This is a genomic window from Chamaesiphon sp. OTE_75_metabat_556, from assembly GCF_031378165.1.
In the GTDB taxonomy this organism is placed as follows: domain Bacteria; phylum Cyanobacteriota; class Cyanobacteriia; order Cyanobacteriales; family Chamaesiphonaceae; genus Chamaesiphon.
On sequence record NZ_JANNDR010000377.1, the window covers coordinates 1 to 19,244 of the forward strand.

Here is a 19,244-nt window from a genome sequence, read left to right on the forward strand (position 1 = left end):
CTAATTTAAAAAATAAGATGAACGATGAAAAGGTTGAGTTTGATCCAACTCCTCTTTTTAAGAACGAAAAGAATTTCCAAGTTATAAAAACAAACATATGGTATGATTTGATAAAATCAGTTGGCAATATTCTTTACGGAAACACTTCTTCAAACGAGCTATTAGCTAAATTTCACGAAGAAAGACTGAACAACTTACTGACTGTCTTTAAACACTCGCCGAGATACTTGCGAGGCTTTCAAAAATTTAGTTGTAGTGAATTTACAGGACAAATGATAGAGAGCAACTATCTTTACAAGAATTATCTAACCAACATTTTAAAGTACACAAAACAGACTATAAGCAATTTAATAATCTCGGATGAAGTTTTTTTATATAAATTTAAGACCGATGAAAGAAAGTATAAAGCACCTATTCACGAAGTATCACTGGCCCATCGATTTTTTTTTAATTAAGAATCCTTATAAAAATATGATTCCACTATAGAGGATTTATATAAACTTCTTAACTTTTCGAAACTGGTCAATTCGAGCATGACCTACAATGATTTGGAGGGAAGAAATCCTGAGATTCTCGAGCGTAACAACAGTGACAATTTAGTTGTTCACAATATTTCTCAAATTTCGACCCAGCATAATGCGACTGAACCCGATCGGCAAATCCACGATGCTTATCCCAAGGTTTATCCTTTGGCGAGACATCAGAAAGGTTTAGTTCATCTGCACTATTGGATTGCTTGGATTGATCAGCTAGAATAGGAACAGAGATTTGATCTGTCTTTTTGGCAGGCACTAATTAGCCCGTGGTAGGTTTGCTGTGTGGTAACACAACCCTATCACGGGCTTTGTGTATCTGTCTATCGCTCTAGCCCTCTCTGCATAACGACTAGAGCCTTTCCAGACTACTAGAAGCCATTCCCTTACTCAATATCAGTCGATCTACAAGGTTTTGACCGTCAAACCCTTGCTGTAGATAAAGTTTTGTGTATTTTGGCGATCGCACTTAGCCCTCATAATTTCAAAGCGATCGAACATAATTCATATTCGATCGAGAGTAAGTAGTTTAACAATCGATCGAGTGGAATCTCTAGGGGAGGCTTTAGTAATTCTCAACTACACCGTTAACTCGATTACTCCGATAACATTGTCCTGAGTAATCGCTGTTGGCCTGACAGAAAGTTAGGCTCAGTGACTGGTATTCTCGATCGCATCTTTGAGAGCATAGACCACCCGTTGCTGCTCTTCAAAGGTGATTTCGGGGAACATCGGCAACGATAACACCTCATGACTGACGCGTTCGGTGTGCGGGAAGCTGCCCACAGGATAACCGAGATCTTGATAGACGGCTTGTAAATGGAGCGGAAGGGGATAATAGATCATCGAGATGACGCCTGCTGACTGGAGGCTCGCTCGGACGAGATCGCGGCGAGCGGCAGGATCGTTTCCTGGTAAGGCGATGACTCTAATCGTGTACTGATTCCAGGCGGATTCACCACCAGGAGTGGCCTGTGGGATCATAATGTCGGGAATATTGACAAGTAATTCTTGATAGCGAGCTGCGACGGTGGCGCGGTGCTGATTCCAACTATCGAGATGCTGGAGTTTGACTTGCAATACTGCGGCTTGAATCGCATCGAGCCGACTGTTAACGCCGATCGCTTCATGATAATATCGCTGGCGGCTGCCATGCTCGCGAAACATTCGCAGATCGTCGGCTAGTGCGGGATCGTTAAGTGTGATCGCGCCCCCATCGCCACAAGCACCGAGATTTTTGGTGGGAAAGAAACTAAAACACCCGAAATGGCCGATACTGCCAACTTGTTGCCCATTCCATTTGGCACCTGTCGCCTGGGCGCAGTCTTCAATTACAACTAGATTATGCCGCTCGGCGATCGCCATCAGCTTGGTCATATCGACTGGATTGCCGAATAAATGTACGGGCATAATCGCCTTGGTACGCGGCGTAATTGCGGCTGCCACTCGATCGAGATCAAGATTGAAAGTAGCCAAATCGATATCGACAAAGACGGGTGTGGCACCCACGGCACTGATCGTTTCTGCCGTCGCAATAAAGGTAAAGGGTGTGGTAATTACTTCATCCCCTGGGCCGATTTTCATCGCTCTGAGTGCCAGATATAGGGCATCTGTCCCAGAGTTGCAGCCGACACAAGCTTGGGTACCCACATAAGTGGCAAATTGCTGCTCGAAGTTTTGGACGACCGCGCCGCCAATATAAGCACCTGAGGCCAAAACTTCCAATACCGCTGCACTGACATCAGCACCGATCGCTTGATACTGCCGTTTGAGGTCCAGAGGGGGGATGTTACTCACAACGTTAATCACCGTGAATTTTCAATTAATTTGGATCGGAACTAGTCCACCGCATCGATCGCGATCGACTCAATCGACCCAATTTACCACTAACTGGCGATCGAAGTATAATTTCGATCGTTAGTTAATTTCGTTGAGTGCGATGCTCCTTTCCAGACGCTATGCACATAGCAGACGTTCCATAGTATTATGACTTTCCCGATCGATTATTTTTTATGCTGATTCGTCTGTTGCATCTAGGCACCAAAACTAGCTCTGTTGCACTCTTGCTCTGGTTGACGATCTCGTTACCAGCTCAAGCCGAGCAATTGCGGGTGGCAATCGCTCAAAAAATTTCTCAAGTCCAGTTGAGTAGCTCTACCTCGGCGATTATCGACGATGGCAACGGCCAAAAAATCGGCGAACTGCAACCGCAACAAGGATTAATTGTGAGGATCGGTGGCGACCGCATCGCCATCGGTCGCAATCTGGTCGCCCAGCTCTGGGTCAAACCGCAACCAGGTGGTACCGTCTGGATTGGAGATCGCTGGTATCGCGGCTCGGTGCAGGTCATCGCCAGCGACAAACAACTGCTAGCTATCAATCATGTCGATCTCGAACAATATCTCTCTAGCGTTTTGGGTGCGGAGATGAGTCCGACTTTTCCCCTCGAAGCGTTGAAAGCTCAAGCTGTAGCCGCTCGCACTTATGCTCTCTATCGCCGCCAATCCACTACCAAAAAATTATTCGATCTTGACAACACCCAACTCAGCCAGGTCTATCGCGGTCTCTCTGGCGAGTCAGGCAGCACTCAGGCGGCTGTCACTGCTACACTCGGCCAAATCATGACTTATCGGGGCAAACCGATCCTGGCCGCCTTTCACGCCGCTTCGGGCGGACATACCGAAAATGTCGAGGAGATCTGGTCGGAGCGAGTGCCTTATTTACGGGGCGTGCCCGATTACGATTTCGGTTCACCTGGATCTGAGTGGACGCAGAGCTTTACTAGTGCTCAAATCAGTCAGAGCCTCAAAGTTAAGCAAATTAACGCGATCGTCCCCGAGCGGCTCACTCAATTTGGTAGTGTCGTCAGCCTGAAAATTGGTGGCGATACCACGCAAATTTTGACTGGCGCTCAGGTCAGAACCGCACTCAAACTCCGCAGTCTGCGGTTTACGATCGCGCCGACCCCTACGGGGTTTATCTTTACCGGCCGTGGTTACGGACATGGGGTAGGGATGAGTCAGTGGGGCGCTTACTATTTGGCCGAGCAAGGAATGACCTATCCCCAAATCCTCGCTCACTACTATCGGGATGTTAGCTTAAATAAATTAGCAGTACCCAATTAGCCGATCGAGACTATCGCTTGCGGGCGATACAGGCGATCGATTGCGGCGGTGGTGGTGCATTTGCCCCAGCCAATAATCTAATTAAATTATCTTTGAAACCCAATCTACCAGGATCGCCGCGAAACAACTCATCGCCAACATTATGGTGGTGGGGATAGAGTGCGATAGTAAAACCCAACGGCTCCAAAGTATCGATGTATAGCGATGGCGTCACCCCATCGCCCGGTTTGGAGTTGTGAACTTCAGTTGCCAATCGCCAAGCTTGCTCGTAAGGGGTTTTGTAAACCGTTGACCTCCCTGGCAGCCAATACATCGGAAATCGCTCTCTAGCCGCATGGACTAACCAGGCTAACCCTTGATATGTCGCATTATTGGCGATCGGATCTTCGTCGGTAATCAAAATGCCACCTGGCTTCACCAATCGAGCGGCTTCGGCCAGCACTGTGGCCATACTATCGCAATGATGTAATACGGCATTGAGCGTGACAATATCCGCACACCCGTCGCGCAGCGGGAGATCGTGCGCGTCAGCCAGTAGTGGCGTATAACCGATTTGCCGTGCATGTAACAATGCACCGTGACTGATATCGATCCCCAAGATCGATCGGGGCGCACCACCGACTGCGGCATAGAGATTCCCCGGCCCACAACCGATATCGATGACAGTTTTGTGATCCCAATTGCCAATAGCTGCTTGCCAGCGGCGACCAAATGCTTTGCTACTATTTTCTAACTTGAAATATTGCAACCCAAATACTGGATCGCTAAAGAAGCTAGCATTTGCCACCATCCCTGGACTCCAATGGGAAACCCGACTGGCCGGAATAGTGGGTAAATAGTCGATCTCCATTACCGAACGTAGTTCGGGTGGCAATACCCGAACGGCAGTATCGATGCAAGCATCGGGAGCCAGATACTCGGACAGAATCGATCTTGGTGCGGTGGTTGATTCGATCATATTCCGACTCAATTAGATCTGCTTTTTATCGCAGCCCTTAGTAAAATTTACAGGATTTAGTAGTTACTTAGATTTAAGTGACTGATGCTCGAACACAACCTCTGAAAAATGATACTGAAAATTGAAAGGAAGATGCGGGATTGGGGTTTTGAAGATCGAGAGTGAAACTTTCTAATTCGATTATACTCCAAAAAAATACGTTGCCCTGTCACTGACAAACTGCGGCGATCGTCCGATTATAGATTCGGCAAATTTTCAGCAAATTAGCTGAATCCGATCGGATCTCAAATGTGCTTTGACATCGCCGAGCGCAGATCAGAAGTCGTCTAGATTTGTTCCATTATCGCTGTTTGAATATTTTGTCTAGACCAAACTCCTTGTCAGGAACCATTATGAGATCGCGTCCGAGGATCGGTAGTTCTGACAGGCTAATTCAGTATAAAAATCTTCCTCGATACCGATCGAGCCGATCTCTGAAGTTGGTTCGATTGTGCTTTGTTTGTCCACAGTTGTTATGTAGACTAATTTCTGAAACATCGATCGATAGAGATCGCTGCTGTTGCGAGGATACCGATCTCATCGAGCTTTGTGGGAATTAGCTTTGGAGACAATCGTAAGTTGAGATAAATTGCCGATTCACGTAAATAATATATCTCACCATCTTTCCTCCTGTCGGTATCGTTTGGAAATACAATTTCCTACCCAGGATCGAATTTAGAGATCGAGCCGAACTTACTCAGTAGTGGATGTGTAATAATTGGCAACTCGATTGCTCGATGTTGGCGGTAGGAAGGACAGATTGCCAATTTCCCACGTAGAGATGTCCCGCAAATCTGAGCTATTATTGAGCGAAGTAGATCTAGATTAGAGAAAAAGCGGTGCTGGATATTAGACAAATTCGAGAACAGCCAGAATTAGTACAGACAAAACTCGATCTCCGAGGCGCGGGTGCCTACGATCTCCAACCCATTCTCGTTCTGGATCGACAACAACGCGAACTGGAAGGAACTCGCAGCCAACTGCAAGCACGCAGTAATGAAATCGGCAAGCTCGTCGGCGAGAAGATGCGGGCGGGTAATCCCGATCCTGCCGAGATCCAGACCCTCAAAGCTGAAGGTAATACTGTCAAAGCCCAATTAGCCGAACTCGAACCCGCAGAACGCGAACTCAAAGCCCAGATTAGTACTCTCATCTTACAACTACCCAACCTCCCCAGCGACACTACCCCGATCGGCAAAAATGAGGATGAAAATGTCGAACTCCGCACCTGGGGCAATGAATATCTCCCCACCAATCCCCAGATTTTGCCTCACTGGGAAATTGGCGAAAAATTAGGCATCTTAAATTTTGAAAGCAGTGCCAAACTCGCCCAGAGTCGTTTTGTAACGCTGATTGGTGCGGGGGCGGCACTCGAACGTGCCTTGATTGGTTTCATGCTCGATCGCCAGATTGCTGCTGGCTATACGGAAGTCAGTCCACCGTTGCTGGTCAATAGTACATCGATGACCGCGACAGGACAACTGCCCAAATTTGCCGAGGATGGCTTCAAGTGTGCTGATGATGACTTATGGTTGATTCCCACAGCCGAAGTACCAGTAACCAATCTCTATCGCGAACAGATCCTCGATCGCGATCGACTGCCGATCCATCATTGCGCTTATACCCCCTGTTTTCGCCGCGAAGCGGGCAGCGCGGGGCGCGACACGCGGGGGTTGATCCGGCTCCATCAATTCAACAAAGTCGAGCTAGTCAAATTCGTCCATCCCGATACCTCTGAGCAAGAGCATGAAGCACTCGTTAGGGATGCTGAAGCTATCCTCCAATCCCTCAAACTCCCCTATCGAGTTTTGGTACTCTGTACTGGAGATATTGGTTTTAGCGCGGCCAAATGTTATGACTTAGAAGTTTGGATGCCTTCGGCTGGTCAATATCGGGAAATTTCCAGTTGTTCCAATTTTCGCGATTTCCAAGCCCGGCGCGGTGATATTCGGTTCAAAGAAGCGGGCAAAAAAGGCACGCAATTTATCCATACGCTCAATGGTTCGGGATTGGCGATCGGTAGGACGATGGCAGCAATCTTGGAAAATTATCAGCAACCCGATGGCTCGATCGCGATTCCTGAAGTATTACAATCTTATCTCGGTCGATCGGTGTTGTAAGGAGCGATTGAAGTTATCAGATCGCTGAGGACACAAACCCAACTTTTTGCAAAAGTCGGGTTTGTCACTCTGTCTACTATTGTTGTGGTGTTATTGTCGGAAGTAGCGATCGAGATTATTTTTGATGTTGCCCGAATTGTAGCTCGTAGACCTCATCTTCTTTCTCAGTGGCGATCTTCAGATTCGAGCGGGGATAAGCGATACACAATAACGCGTAGCCCTGCGCCTGTAACTCAGGACTGACACCCATCCCATCGCCTTGATCGACTTGCCCCTCCAAGATCTGCGCCGCACAAGTCGTACAGACGCCAGCATTGCAAGAAGTCGGTAAATAGATGCCCGCTGCACCAGCAGCGCGTAAGATCTGTTTATCTTCAGGAACTTCGATCGTGTGAATTTCTCCCTGATGATGGATCTCGACTGTATAAATTTGCGTCATAAATGATAATTTTAGAATGCCAGGATCTCTCTTGTAAGATATTCCTCCACTTTAGCAAGTTCTGGTGCTAGGACGTGTCTCGATCGCGGTTTGACTGCCCACTCACCAGCTTTGGAATCCCATGAGATCGATCTTAAAATTCGGGCGAAACATCAGTATCGGGATCTTATTGGCGATCGGGATCGGCGGTTTGGCACCTACAACCCTCAATGCGGCGATCTTCGATCGATCTGGGCGCAAACTACCCGATCGCGAAGTTAATTCCGCACGGGTCAACTGGCAAATGCTCTCTACTGCTGCGGGTCGCAGATATAACGGTGTCGGCCTGATCGAGGTCAACCACGGCATCTGTACGGGGTTTTTATTCTCAACTGGCGTCCACCCCCAGGCACCCGCCTACGTCCTCACCAATGGCCACTGTCAAGGTGCTGCCCACAAATTACCCACAAATCGCGAAATTATTGTCAATCGACCCACAAAGACCCGATTTACTGTCAACTACTTTCATGATTTTAAGGCCGAACGGTTGACGATTCCGGTCAAACGATTGGTGTATGGCACGATGAAAAATACCGATATTGCCATCCTGGAATTGACCAAAACTCAACAGGAATTAATCGCCGCTGGAGTCGTACCGCTCCAGATTGCCGCCACACCACCAGCGGCTGGCGACCCAGCGATCGTGATTGGGGTGCCCTCCGAAGGCGTCAAAGACGAGCTAAATTTCCTCCACGCAGTCACCTGTCGCACCGGCGAACTCGCCAATGTCAAAGAAGATGTCTACAACTGGAAAAAATCGATTCGCCACCGATGCAGCATCGTCGGTGGCATGTCTGGTTCGCCGATGATTTCACTCAAGACACATCGAGTTGTCGGAATTATCAATACTGGTGTCAATGACAATGCTACCAAACAACCCCCGTGCAGTCTCAATCGTCCCTGTGAAGTAGCTGCAAATGGCTCTATCCAGACCTTTCCGCAAGAAAATTATGGTCAATTGGTCGATCGCATTCCCAGTTGTTTTAATGCCCAAGGCGTCTTCGATCTGACTCAATCTACCTGTCAGCTAGAACGCCCTTAATTTCTGGGCAGGACGTTGCGGATCGGATCGTCGCTCATCATCTGGTAGCAAAGATCGGATTGTCGATATCGGGCACTGACATGATGTACTGTTCTTTTACGGGTGTACTCATATTGACTATGACGATCGAATCGATCGGTTTAGGCTGTATTTATATTATGCTCGATCGAAGCGTGCTCAGATCGATGCCGATTAAAATAAAACTAGACCAGATTAACTATACATAGACTGATTTGGATGACTGACTATTCTCCAGTTGAAATCAGATTGACACCTAGCTTCAGAGGACAAGTCCGCAAACTAGAAACAAGTATCGTAAAATTTGACTGACTAGCTCGAATATAATGCTGAAAATTTTCAACTAACGAAGGCTTGTTCAGCTCAGAACTGAGTAGACTTGACGCTGTTCAAATAACTCTAAAAGATGAAGATCGAGCTTACCGAGATCTGCTTCTTGATACAAAATCGCTAAAGATCGATCGACTGGTAAGCGCGGCTTGTAAGGGCGATCGCTAGCTGTCAGAGCATCATAAATATCGGCGATCGTCATAATCTGCGATTGGACGGGAATTTCTGTCGCAGTTAACCCTTGAGGATAACCACTGCCATCTAACTTTTCATGATGGGCGTGAGCAATATTCGGCACAGATTGCAGGTGTTTCGTCCACGGAATTTTGCGCAAGAAATCATAAGTGTGGCTGACATGGGATTCGACTACCAATCGTTCGGCAGCGGTGAGCGTACCTCTAGGAATTAACAGTTGTTCGATTTCAATTGGGGTGAGTAATGGTTGTAGAATACCATCGAGATCGCGATAAGTATATCGAGCTAATGCTTGCAGATCGGTGACGATTGTCTCTAATTTCTCGGCAAATTCTGGAGTCCGGACGACATCCGGTTGATTGAGCTGATTTAACAATTCCCAGTAAGATTGCAACCGATCGAGTTTGGCCGTCAATTCGCGATCTAACTGTTGTAAATAACCACAGTGGCGACAATTATCGCCTGCTTGATGTTGCAGATCGATCGGGGGATTTAATAAATAGGTAACTTTACGATCGGCACTTGCCAATTCCCACGTCCGCCGCAGCAAATTGAAGCGGTGGCTGAGTTCGGCAAGTTGGTGCGGATAGAGTTTTTTGCCTTTTTGGACGATCGCTTCAGGGATGCTAATCTTGCCAAAGTCGTGAAGGAGGGCAGCATAGCGGATTTCTTGGAGCTGACGATCGCTAAAGTGGATATTTGCGAGGACTCCCGCTGCGATGCTATTGACTTCTTGGCTCAGGCGGACGCTGAGTTTGGCAACGCGCTCCGAATGTCCGGCAGTAGTGGGATCGCGGCTTTCGATCACCTGGACGGAAGCGGTGATAAAGCCAGCAAATAGTTCCTCGATACTCTCTAATAAATGGTTGCGCTCGATCGAAATGGCAGCTTGAGCAGCTAACGAGCGGACGATCTGCTGTTCCCACTCAGAATAGGGTTGGGTCACACTGAGGGCATTGGTGGGCGTAATCTGGAGATCGGCTTTGAGCTTGCGATCGATCAATTGCAACACACCAATCGTTTCGCCGTCACGGTTTTGCATCGGCAATACCAACACGGATACCGTCCGATAAGCAAACTCGCGATCGAAATGCCGATCGAATTTGTACGGCATATTGTCACCAATGGCGTAGGCATCGGGAATATTCAGACTTTCGCCTGTAGTTGCCACATATCCCGCCAAACTCTCAGGATTGAGGGGAATAGTGGCTAACTGAAACGACATATTAGGGAGAGAGTCATTCTGCGCCGCTCTAAAGAGCAACTTCGGCTCGCCGTGGCTGCGATCGATTAAATACACACTACCTGCGTCGCTACAGGTAATTTCCCGACTTTTGGATAAAATCAGGTCGAGCAACTCTGTTAAATTGAGACAATCGGATAACGCTGTCCCGATCGCTAGTAGTTGTTCGATCGTGTTGCGTTCGGCGGCGATACTGGTGAGTGAGTCTCCATCTGAGATCGCCAGATCGGTCAAACTGCTATCTCCGTAGATAAATTTAGGGTTGGAGTTTTTCACCATCGATTTGCTACGGTAAAGAGTTGGCGGACAAGTCGATAAGATTGCACCCTAGTTTGTGGGTTGAGCCGCGAGGTCAAAGGATCGAGATCGAGGTGAGGGCGCGATTGGAACTTTGCGCGATCTCTTTATTATATCAAGCCCAAAATGATTGTCTAAATTACTATTATTGTGCCCATAATGATTAATCATCAACATCCGATCGAGACTCAAATTACGGCGGTGACTGTCTATACTGATCGTGCTCTAGTCACGCGCCAAGGCAAAATTAGTCTCACTGGCGCAGAACGCACCCTTATTGTCAGCAATTTACCGACGACTCTCGACCCCGAATCTGTCCGTGTCAGTGGCAAAGGGAGTGTGGGTGTCAAATTACAGGGGGTGACGATCGATCGGCAATATACGACCGAACCCGTTGCTGAGCGAATCGCCCAACTCACCACTCAAATTGAGAGTTTGGGAGCCGACAAACGTCGCCTCCAATCGCAAATCGACACCCTCAAACTTCAGTCCAATTTCGTCCAAGGCTTACGAGAAAAGACTCAAGCATCATTCTCTCGCAGTCTCGCCCGCCAGCAAATCGGGCTGGAAGACACCCAAAATTTCCTCGACTTCATCGGTACCAAAACTACAGAATACGCCTTTGCAGGGGAAGATTTGCGCCAGCAGCAGCAACAAATCGACAAGCAACTTCAGAGCCTCAGACTACAACTAGAGGAAGTAGAGACTCCCTACAGTCAGGAGAGTTTTGAGATCGCTGTCGCCGTCGAACCTAGCGGTGCGGGCGAATTTCACCTTGAATTAACTTATGTAGTCGATCGCGCCCACTGGACGCCGCTCTACGATCTGCGTGTCCACAGCCCCAGCAAGACGATTCAACTCGATTATCTCGCCGAAATCGTCCAAACCACTGGCGAGGATTGGTCGAATGTCAGTCTGCTGCTCTCGACTGCCAAGCCAGGATTGGGCACACTGCCACCAAAATTAGATCCTTGGTACATTGACATTCCGCCAGCGATGAAGATGCGCCAGCGCACGATGATGGCTAGATCGGCAGACACGATCGCACTCTCGACTGCGGCACCAGCAGGGGCGGGGATGGCCTCGATCGATCGATTAGAAGAAGTACCAGAGCCGATCGAATATACCGCCGAAACTGTGGTGGCGGAAATCTCCCAGCAGGGCAGTGTGGTGACATTTCAACTCGGGGGTAGTGGCAATATTCCCAGCGATGGCAATCCCCACAAAGCCACTATTTTTAACGATAATTTTCCCTGCCAATTTGAGTACATTGCGATGCCGCGATTGGTCAGTTTTGCCTATTTACAAGCCAAAGCCAAGAATCGTGCCGATGGAGCGGTTTTATTACCAGGTAAGGCAAATATTTTTCGGGATGATGTGTTTGTCGGGACTAGTAAGCTCGAAAACATCGCTCCAGGGCAGGAATTCAAACTCAATCTCGGTATCGATGAAGGCATCAAGGTCGATCGCGAGTTGAGCGAACGTCAAGTCGATAAAACATTCCTGGCTGGCAACCGCCGAATTACTTATGCTTATCGGCTCAAGATTACTAACTTGCTCGATCGTGTCAACCACATTCAGATTAACGACCAAATCCCCCACAGTCGTACCGAACAAGTCAAAGTCAAAATTCTCAAAATCTCGCCCCAAATTCAACCAGGTGAGTTGGGCAGATTAATCTGGGAACTAGATTTACCAGCCAATGGCCAGGCTCAAATCGACTATCAATTCTCGATCGAGCATCCTGAAGGTGTGAGGGTGCAGGGGTTGGATGTTTAGTTGATAGTTGATAGTTGATAATTGATAATTGATAGCTAAATGACGATCGGTAATCTTCATCGAGAGGATCGATGAAGATTGCAATCTGTTTGTTACTAATGCTCTGTGGTGAGGCGCGATCGGCGAGATCTACGATCTATTCGATCGATGGGTTGGCGATTTCGGCTGGTTCATCTTCAAGATCTGTCTGCATTTGAGCATTCAGAATGCGATTCTCATAGCGACGATTGCGGCGATTACCTTTAGCGGTGGTAGCGCGTTTACTCGATCGTTTATCGCATACTAACCGCTGAAGATCGGGAGCATCGTTAATATCGCTCAATGTGTGATTAGCGGTTCGTTTCATAGCAATTTTGGTGCGGATGCTTGGCACGAGGTCGAGGATAAATCCACTACCTGTTGCTAGCTTAACCTAGAAATCGCCATCCAACCAGGCAACTACTCACCTCGACCTAAACGATGAAAACGAGCCTTGCAACCGTAGATCCGACAACGATAGGGGTAAATATTGACTGCGGAGAGTAGACTATCCCAGCCACCGACGCGGTGAGCGCGGCCGATTTTCTCGGTGCCGCATTCTGGACATTTGCGATCGTTGATGTCGGCGAGCTGGTTGATTAGTAGTGTCATAGGGCAGAGCGGGGTAGATTTTTTGCAAGATTCCTAACTGCACGAGGTCGCTAACGAATTAGTACCATCTAGAAATCCAAAGCCAGAGTCGGATTTGATTGTGAGCTGTTAGTGCTGCAATCTTCTCATATTTGTTGGCGATCGATCGCTCCTGAGTTTAAATTTTGATTAAATTCTGACTAGATTTTGACTAGACATCTTCATTAAAAATTGGTGGAAAGCTTGGTAAATGTATCGATTGTCATTACCAAGATGTCGCTCCCTACTGGATTTAGTTATTAGGTAGCTGTTTATTGAAATTTTGCTTCGATCGGCAGCGGTGAGATAATAAGTTTGATTAATACGGCTAAATAAAATTAATACTCGATCGATACTCATCGATCGAGTAAGGGCTGAATTGCTCTGTCTAAATGCTATCGTCAGCTTGCGTCCTGGGGAATTCCTACGCCGCGATCTCTTCGATATGCGGTGCAAATAGTTTCTTGGTAGCACCACAGATCGGACAATACCAATCATCAGGAATCGCTGCAAAGGGTGTACCCGGAGCAATCCCCGAATCAGGATCGCCGAGGATCGGATCGTAAATCATACTGCACTGCTTGCAAATCCATTTCTGGGTGGCTTGTTTGGTGGTGGCTTCCCCACCTTTGAGCACAGTTAAGGCTTCAGTATACCGATCTGCATGATGATGTTCTACCGCTTCGAGCAAGCCAAACCGATGGGCAGCGCGGCGAAATGTATCCGCATGTGCCGCCGATTCTTGAATTTGGGCTTCAAAGTCAGCGGTAGCTTTGTCGTCGCGCTCTTTTTTGGCTTGGACGGTAAATTCTGGATACATCGTCGTGTACTCATAGGTTTCACCTGCGATTGCTAGTTCCAGACAACGAGCTGCGATCGCTTGTTTTTCAGCATCGCTGAGTGATTCAGCCCCATCGATTTTGAGTTCGGGATGGAGCAATTCAAAGTGAGCGAAAGCATGTTCGGTTTCCTGTGCTGCCGTCTCTTTAAATAGCTTGGCTAAATCTTTGTAGCCAAGTTTTTGCACGACTTCGGCAAAATATAAGTATTTGCGATTCGCCATCGATTCGCCACCAAAGGCAGATTCTAAATTGTTGATGGTTTCAGACATAGTAATTGTAGGGAGATTAGTAATAAGTATAAATCTTTGACTAGATAATGCCGGAAAACATCCGCCATTTTGGGCTGTGGTAATCTACACTTTGAACCAAATAGTTTAGATGACGTTCAATTTAGAATGTGCGAGTAAGCGATCGATATGTCATTAATAATCTCACTTTAATATCACCCTGCACACTCCTCCATGCAATCCTTACAACAACTCCTCGATTTCGATCGCCAGCATGTTTGGCACCCCTATGCAGCCATGCCGAATCTACTCCCAGTTTTTCCAGTAGCATCCGCCCAAGGTGTGTATATTCAATTGATGGATGGTCGATCGCTCATTGATGGCATCTCTTCATGGTGGACTTGTATTCATGGCTATAATCATCCTCGCTTAAACCAAGCCGCCCATGCCCAGATCGATCGGATGTCACACATCATGTTTGGTGGTCTGACCCACCAGCCAGCAGTGGATTTGACCAGGAAATTGATCGATCTTACACCCACCGCACTCCAACAGGTATTTTTCTGTGACTCTGGCTCAGTCGCGGTCGAAGTCGCGATGAAAATGGCGGTGCAATATTGGTATAATCGCGGCTTGCCAGAGAAGCAAGGTTTTCTCACCCTGCGAAATGGCTATCATGGGGACACTTTTGCAGCCATGTCAGTCTGCGATCCGGTGAATGGAATGCACCATCTTTTTCGCAATATTTTGACTAAGCAGTATTTCGCTGAGGCACCGCAGATTGCATTTGAAGATAATTGGCAAGAGCAGGATATTGAGAGTTTTGCAGTGTTGCTAGCAGAACACCATGATCGCATCGCAGCGGCTATTTTTGAGCCAGTAGTACAAAATGCTGGGGGGATGCGCTTTTATCATCCAGAATATGTGCGCCAAGCCAAGGCATTATGTGAAAAATATCATGTCTTGCTGATTTTAGATGAGATTGCGACTGGTTTTGGGCGCACGGGCAAAATGTTTGCCAGCGAACATGCGGGGATCTGTCCAGACATTTTATGTGTGGGGAAAGCACTATCTGGGGGATTTATCTCCCTAGCTGCAACTCTGACGACGCGAGAGATTAGTGCCAGTTTTGCCGCAGGTGAAGCAGGGGTGTTTATGCATGGCCCAACGTTTATGGCAAATCCATTGGCTTGTGCGGTGTCTCTAGCAAATTTAGCTCTGCTAGAAAGTTATGATTGGCAATCCACGATTCGATCGATCGAGTCTCAGCTCAAAGCGGAGTTAGAGCCTTGCCGGAGTTTAGCGGCTGTTAAGGATGTGCGGGTATTAGGGGCGATCGGGGTGGTAGAATTGCACGATCCGGTGGATATGCAAGCGATCCAGCCGCGTTTTGTGGAAGAGGGCGTATGGTTACGTCCATTTGGGCGATTGATCTATACGATGCCTCCGTATATTATTCAACCCGCAGAACTCACCGCAATTACTAGGGCTATTTACAAAATTGTCGCGCAGATTTAGACACAACGGTTAATTTGAAAATCTGTAAATCTCGCCGCTATTGTGTTACATACCAAATTCAAATAAGTCGATCGAGCCATGTATTATTTCTATCGATTTAGTTCTCCAAACATCTGGTTTGGCACGATCGAACTTCGATTAGGACAAGTAGTTAATATCCAATGAATAAAATAGACCTAGTATCATCCCCTGAACATCCAGTTCTGATCCTCGAAAGATTTAATGGTATTGAGATTTATCCGATCGAGCCTGCTGAATGGAATCTTTACAAAGACAAAGATAGTGGCATGATGAACCTCTGGATCTCACTAGCTGCGGGACGAGCGACCGAGCAGCAAGAAGACACCGTAGATTTATGCGCCCAGCCTAATTGGGAGCTGAATCTGGTGGAGCCAGATTTATCAGAAGATTCGATCGAGCCAGGATTTATAGCCACGATTCCTGAAGCTTATGATGAGAGCCGGAATGGTTGGATTACCTGCTTTTACTACTGTTCCCATGAAGGAACCGATCGAAATACAATCGAGCTGATGGAAATTAATGGCGATCGAATACGCTTGCGGCTGGCAGGAGCAACCATTGATGTGAATTATTATGATGGCTCTAAACCTGCCACCAAACTATCTGTTGATGTATGGTTCGATCGTAATCGAGATCGTGGTAGGTCGATGTCCTGATAAATCAGACGGAAATCTAAAATTAGGCAGCTAGTGCAATCGATTGATGATCATTTTGCTATGTCATTCAACCGATATATGGGCATGTAACCGATCGGTGTCAGATCGATCGAACCAAACTTAAATTTGTTGATAACTTGAGCAATGATTAGCGATCGAGTGGACTCACAACACCTCGCCCACCTCGATTCAGAACGTGAGTATAAATCATCGTGGTTTTGACATCTTTGTGACCTAGTAGTTCTTGAATAGTGCGAATGTCATAACCACTTTGAAGCAGGTGGGTAGCAAATGAATGACGGAAAGTGTGGCAACTAACCCGCTTAGAGATCTTAGCTAGCCGCACGGCTTGTTTGAGAGCTTTTTGCAAGCCACTTTCATGGAGATGAAACCGGACAATCCCGCTACCTTTGGGATCTTGACAGCGAGTTGACGCGGGAAAGACATATTGCCAAACCCATTGACGGGAAGCATTGGGATCTTTGCGATTGAAAGCAAAGGGCAATATCGTCGCCCCGTAGCCGAGTTCTAAATCTTGCTGATGGATGAGGCGAACTTGTTGAATGTGAAGTTGCAGTGGTTCGATGACGCTTTGCGGTAGCAGTGTGACTCGATCCTTACCACCTTTGCCGCAGCGGATGACCATTTGAGACTGGGTAAAATCGATGTCTTTAATCCGTAGCTCCATACATTCGCGCAAGCGCAGTCCACTACCGTAAAGTAGTTGTAGCATTAGCCGATGAACTCCCGTGGTTTGTTGAATGATGGCAAACGCTTCATCGGGAGAGAGAACAACCGGAAGTTGCTGCGGGCGTTTAGCTCGGATGGCATTAATGCGATCGGCAAGTTCTATCTGTAAAACTTGACGGTATAGAAACAAAATGGCATTGAGAGCCTGATTTTGGGTAGCAGCGGCAACGTTGCCTTCGACGGCTAGATGGGTTAAGAATTCTTCTATTTCTGGGACTCCCATCTCTTTGGGATGACGCTTGTTATGAAACAAAATGTAACGAACAATCCACTGCACGTAAGTTTCTTCTGTACGGTAGGAGTAATGTTTGAGGCGAATTGCATCTCTAACTTGGTCTAGCAGCTTCTTCGGCGGATTTTGCATAATGTTACAATAAGTTGAAAAATTCAGCAGATCCACCTTAAATAGGATGATAGGTGGAAAGTTTCTGCTTTTGCATAGGGAATATGCTGAATTTTTCAGTCTATCTACCCAAATTTGGGTGGATAGGTAGAAATTTTCCACCTAATAATAGTTATGCCGCTTAGACTTTGGGTAAGGATCAAGTATTGAATGACTAGCATAGATTTCAAATGAATATTCGAGATCAGATAGTAAAAATTTTGTGCCAGAGTTCTGAGAGGCTAACAAACTCAGAACTCGATCTGTATACGAATCGCATAATAAATAGATTATCCATAGACGAGAATACGAACTCACCTTTAGACGCGACTACAACAAATATTGTCAAGATGATAGTCAAGGATATCGAGGAATCTAAACGGTCTGAGAATTTAGCATCGGAACGCATCAGGGAAACCGAGAAACGTATTAGAGAAAAAGAGAGGCGTATTAGAGAAGATGAAGATAGAGAGAGAAATGATGATAGGAACAAGCCTGATATTGTAAAAATATTGAGTCGAGGAGTTGATAGAAGCGGTGATGGCATACAACGAAGTGATTTAGTTCAACTTTTGGGTGATGCTCTTAATTTGCTGACTTACAACAACGTAAAATGTCCTGAGCCTTGCCAGCATGAAACTAATAATCATAAAGAATATGAGAATAATTATGACTTTTGGGAAGATGCATTACGTGGAAATCTTGTGGAAGGGATTGAGGTAAATTTAAGAAGCTTTCATTTAATGCAATGGTTGCCATCCTCTCCAGGGCGCTACTACACGCCAAAGGCTATTAGGGAAAGACAAAATGCTGAACAGTATCTTACCAGAAGAGGAAGACACCGAGAATATTTACCTAGTGGAAAAGAAGCAATGTTTTTGGGAGGAATTGGTTCAGTTAGATTGGGAGCCAGAAGATTTGACTCAGAAACTATTTATCTATTAGGTGCATCGTCAACTGGTTGTAGTCATCAGGGGATTCCTGTCATGGTTCCTGATCGGGAATATCAAAAAGTGATTGCACACCTTCAAAAAGGTGGATGTCTAGCAAATATGGAAGGATATTTGCGAGTATTTACAGCCAATGAAATACTGATTCAATATGATAAGCAAATACCAAAATACGCCATTTTCATAGAAAATATAAATGTAATTAAACCATCTCAAGATCTTCTTGTGAGTGTTGGAGTAACGTATACGTTACATGATTCTTACCGTGTAACCGATAAATCTTGGTCTTTCTGTTCATTCGATCCTACAAGGGATGACGTTAGTTCAGCTGCTCAATGGCTGGAAGAATATGCGTTACGACATTCTGGTAGAGCAGAAATTCTGAGTGATTTTGATGAGTACTATCAACACTTTGGCAATGATGCTGTTGAATTCCCTGTTTCACAAATTGTTAAAGGTAATGTTGATTCTAGTAGGATAAGAAAATACCAGGGAGATTTGGGATTTGAAGTCAATTTAAATATACAGAGGTTAATCATGGGCGACAACTACTCAGCCGGACAGGGACAAGTGGGCGCGATGGGTCCTAATTCCCAAGCAACTGGTAACACATTCCAGCAGTGTCAAAGCAACATTGACCTCCCCAGCCTTGCTCATGAACTTGAAACACTACGAATAGTCATGCGCAGAGAGGCGACGATTCCCGAACACGACATCGCTATTGGGGAAGTTGCAGCCGCTCAGACAGCAGCCGCCCAAGGCAACGGAGCAAAAGCATTAGAACACCTCAAAAGCGCTGGACAGTGGGCATTTGATATCTCAACAAAAATCGGGATCGGTGTTGCAATAGCCGCGATCAAGACTGCTCTCGGCACATAGTCAATGAGACCCTACTACCTAAAAAAGCGCTGTACCTAGCTGCCGTCAGCATTATGTTGTTTTCACAATAATTCATAAAACTTTGGAATTACTCAAAATCAAAGCGATGTGAGCAGGTATACAATTTTCTTCATGTACGATGACACCTGCAAATTCCTAGCCGAACATTTCTCCGCCGATTTCGCCAGTTGGCTGCTCGGAGAAACTGTCACCC

17 protein-coding genes and 1 pseudogene are annotated in these 19,244 nt (G+C 46.6%); 10 read left to right on the forward strand and 8 right to left on the reverse strand.

Annotated features, from left to right (window positions below):
- The coding region (locus RMO27_RS15160; protein ID WP_309733965.1) for a hypothetical protein at positions 1–455 on the forward strand (455 nt) is incomplete at its 5' end.
- A 78-nt stretch (positions 456–533) separates the two neighbouring features.
- A complete protein-coding gene (locus RMO27_RS15165; RefSeq protein WP_309733966.1) occupies positions 534–758 on the forward strand; it encodes a hypothetical protein in 225 nt (74 codons plus the stop codon).
- Between the two features lie 426 nt (positions 759–1,184).
- Here RMO27_RS15165 and RMO27_RS15170 read toward each other — a convergent pair whose 3' ends face one another.
- The gene (locus RMO27_RS15170; protein ID WP_309733968.1) at positions 1,185–2,330 is read right to left on the reverse strand and encodes a DegT/DnrJ/EryC1/StrS family aminotransferase; all 1,146 of its coding nucleotides are present in this window, start codon (positions 2,328–2,330) and stop codon (positions 1,185–1,187) included.
- A gap of 215 nt (positions 2,331–2,545) precedes the next feature.
- Between RMO27_RS15170 and RMO27_RS15175 the strand changes: the two genes are divergently transcribed.
- On the forward strand, positions 2,546–3,658 hold the full coding sequence (locus RMO27_RS15175) for a SpoIID/LytB domain-containing protein (RefSeq protein ID WP_309733971.1): 1,113 nt from the start codon (positions 2,546–2,548) through the stop codon (positions 3,656–3,658).
- 10 nt (positions 3,659–3,668) lie between these two features.
- On the opposite strand, the gene RMO27_RS15180 is transcribed toward RMO27_RS15175, so the two are convergent.
- Entirely contained in the window at positions 3,669–4,616 is a 948-nt protein-coding gene (locus RMO27_RS15180) for a class I SAM-dependent methyltransferase (RefSeq protein WP_309733973.1), read from the reverse strand.
- Positions 4,617–5,494: 878 nt separating this feature from the next.
- Between RMO27_RS15180 and serS the strand changes: the two genes are divergently transcribed.
- On the forward strand, positions 5,495–6,775 hold the full coding sequence (serS, locus tag RMO27_RS15185; RefSeq protein ID WP_309733975.1) for a serine--tRNA ligase: 1,281 nt from the start codon (positions 5,495–5,497) through the stop codon (positions 6,773–6,775).
- Positions 6,776–6,890: 115 nt separating this feature from the next.
- Here the strand turns inward: serS and RMO27_RS15190 are convergent, their stop codons facing one another.
- Complete coding sequence (locus tag RMO27_RS15190) at positions 6,891–7,214, reverse strand: 2Fe-2S iron-sulfur cluster-binding protein (protein ID WP_309733977.1); 324 nt, start codon at positions 7,212–7,214, stop codon at positions 6,891–6,893.
- Between the two features lie 121 nt (positions 7,215–7,335).
- On the opposite strand from RMO27_RS15190, the gene RMO27_RS15195 reads away from it, so the two are divergent.
- On the forward strand, positions 7,336–8,295 hold the full coding sequence (locus tag RMO27_RS15195; RefSeq protein ID WP_309733980.1) for a serine protease: 960 nt from the start codon (positions 7,336–7,338) through the stop codon (positions 8,293–8,295).
- A gap of 376 nt (positions 8,296–8,671) precedes the next feature.
- Here the strand turns inward: RMO27_RS15195 and RMO27_RS15200 are convergent, their stop codons facing one another.
- Positions 8,672–10,360: an HD domain-containing phosphohydrolase gene (locus tag RMO27_RS15200; RefSeq protein ID WP_309733982.1), complete on the reverse strand. Its 1,689-nt coding sequence runs from the start codon at positions 10,358–10,360 to the stop codon at positions 8,672–8,674.
- 177 nt (positions 10,361–10,537) lie between these two features.
- Here RMO27_RS15200 and RMO27_RS15205 point away from each other — a divergent pair, with 177 nt between their 5' ends.
- Complete coding sequence (locus RMO27_RS15205) at positions 10,538–12,157, forward strand: mucoidy inhibitor MuiA family protein (protein WP_309733985.1); 1,620 nt, start codon at positions 10,538–10,540, stop codon at positions 12,155–12,157.
- A gap of 136 nt (positions 12,158–12,293) precedes the next feature.
- On the opposite strand, the gene RMO27_RS15210 is transcribed toward RMO27_RS15205, so the two are convergent.
- The 3 genes from RMO27_RS15210 to RMO27_RS15220 form a co-directional block, all read right to left on the reverse strand.
- A complete protein-coding gene (locus RMO27_RS15210; RefSeq protein WP_309733987.1) occupies positions 12,294–12,503 on the reverse strand; it encodes a hypothetical protein in 210 nt (69 codons plus the stop codon).
- 92 nt (positions 12,504–12,595) lie between these two features.
- Entirely contained in the window at positions 12,596–12,787 is a 192-nt protein-coding gene (locus RMO27_RS15215) for a hypothetical protein (RefSeq protein WP_309733988.1), read from the reverse strand.
- A 442-nt stretch (positions 12,788–13,229) separates the two neighbouring features.
- Positions 13,230–13,916 carry a rubrerythrin family protein gene (locus RMO27_RS15220; protein ID WP_309733989.1) on the reverse strand — a complete coding sequence of 229 codons (687 nt, stop codon included), beginning with the start codon at positions 13,914–13,916 and terminating at the stop codon, positions 13,230–13,232.
- Positions 13,917–14,108: 192 nt separating this feature from the next.
- Here RMO27_RS15220 and bioA point away from each other — a divergent pair, with 192 nt between their 5' ends.
- The gene (bioA, locus tag RMO27_RS15225) at positions 14,109–15,392 is read left to right on the forward strand and encodes an adenosylmethionine--8-amino-7-oxononanoate transaminase (protein WP_309733991.1); all 1,284 of its coding nucleotides are present in this window, start codon (positions 14,109–14,111) and stop codon (positions 15,390–15,392) included.
- A gap of 161 nt (positions 15,393–15,553) precedes the next feature.
- Positions 15,554–16,069 (forward strand): hypothetical protein, encoded by a 516-nt coding sequence (locus RMO27_RS15230; RefSeq protein WP_309733993.1) that lies wholly within the window; start codon positions 15,554–15,556, stop codon positions 16,067–16,069.
- A 148-nt stretch (positions 16,070–16,217) separates the two neighbouring features.
- Here RMO27_RS15230 and RMO27_RS15235 read toward each other — a convergent pair whose 3' ends face one another.
- Positions 16,218–17,183: an integron integrase gene (locus tag RMO27_RS15235; protein WP_309733994.1), complete on the reverse strand. Its 966-nt coding sequence runs from the start codon at positions 17,181–17,183 to the stop codon at positions 16,218–16,220.
- 368 nt (positions 17,184–17,551) lie between these two features.
- Between RMO27_RS15235 and RMO27_RS15240 the strand changes: the two genes are divergently transcribed.
- Together RMO27_RS15240 and RMO27_RS23895 are read left to right on the forward strand one after the other, a co-directional pair.
- The gene (locus RMO27_RS15240) at positions 17,552–19,030 is read left to right on the forward strand and encodes a hypothetical protein (RefSeq protein ID WP_309733995.1); all 1,479 of its coding nucleotides are present in this window, start codon (positions 17,552–17,554) and stop codon (positions 19,028–19,030) included.
- A 132-nt stretch (positions 19,031–19,162) separates the two neighbouring features.
- Positions 19,163–19,244, forward strand: a pseudogene (locus RMO27_RS23895) (flagellar assembly protein H); the annotation flags it as partial.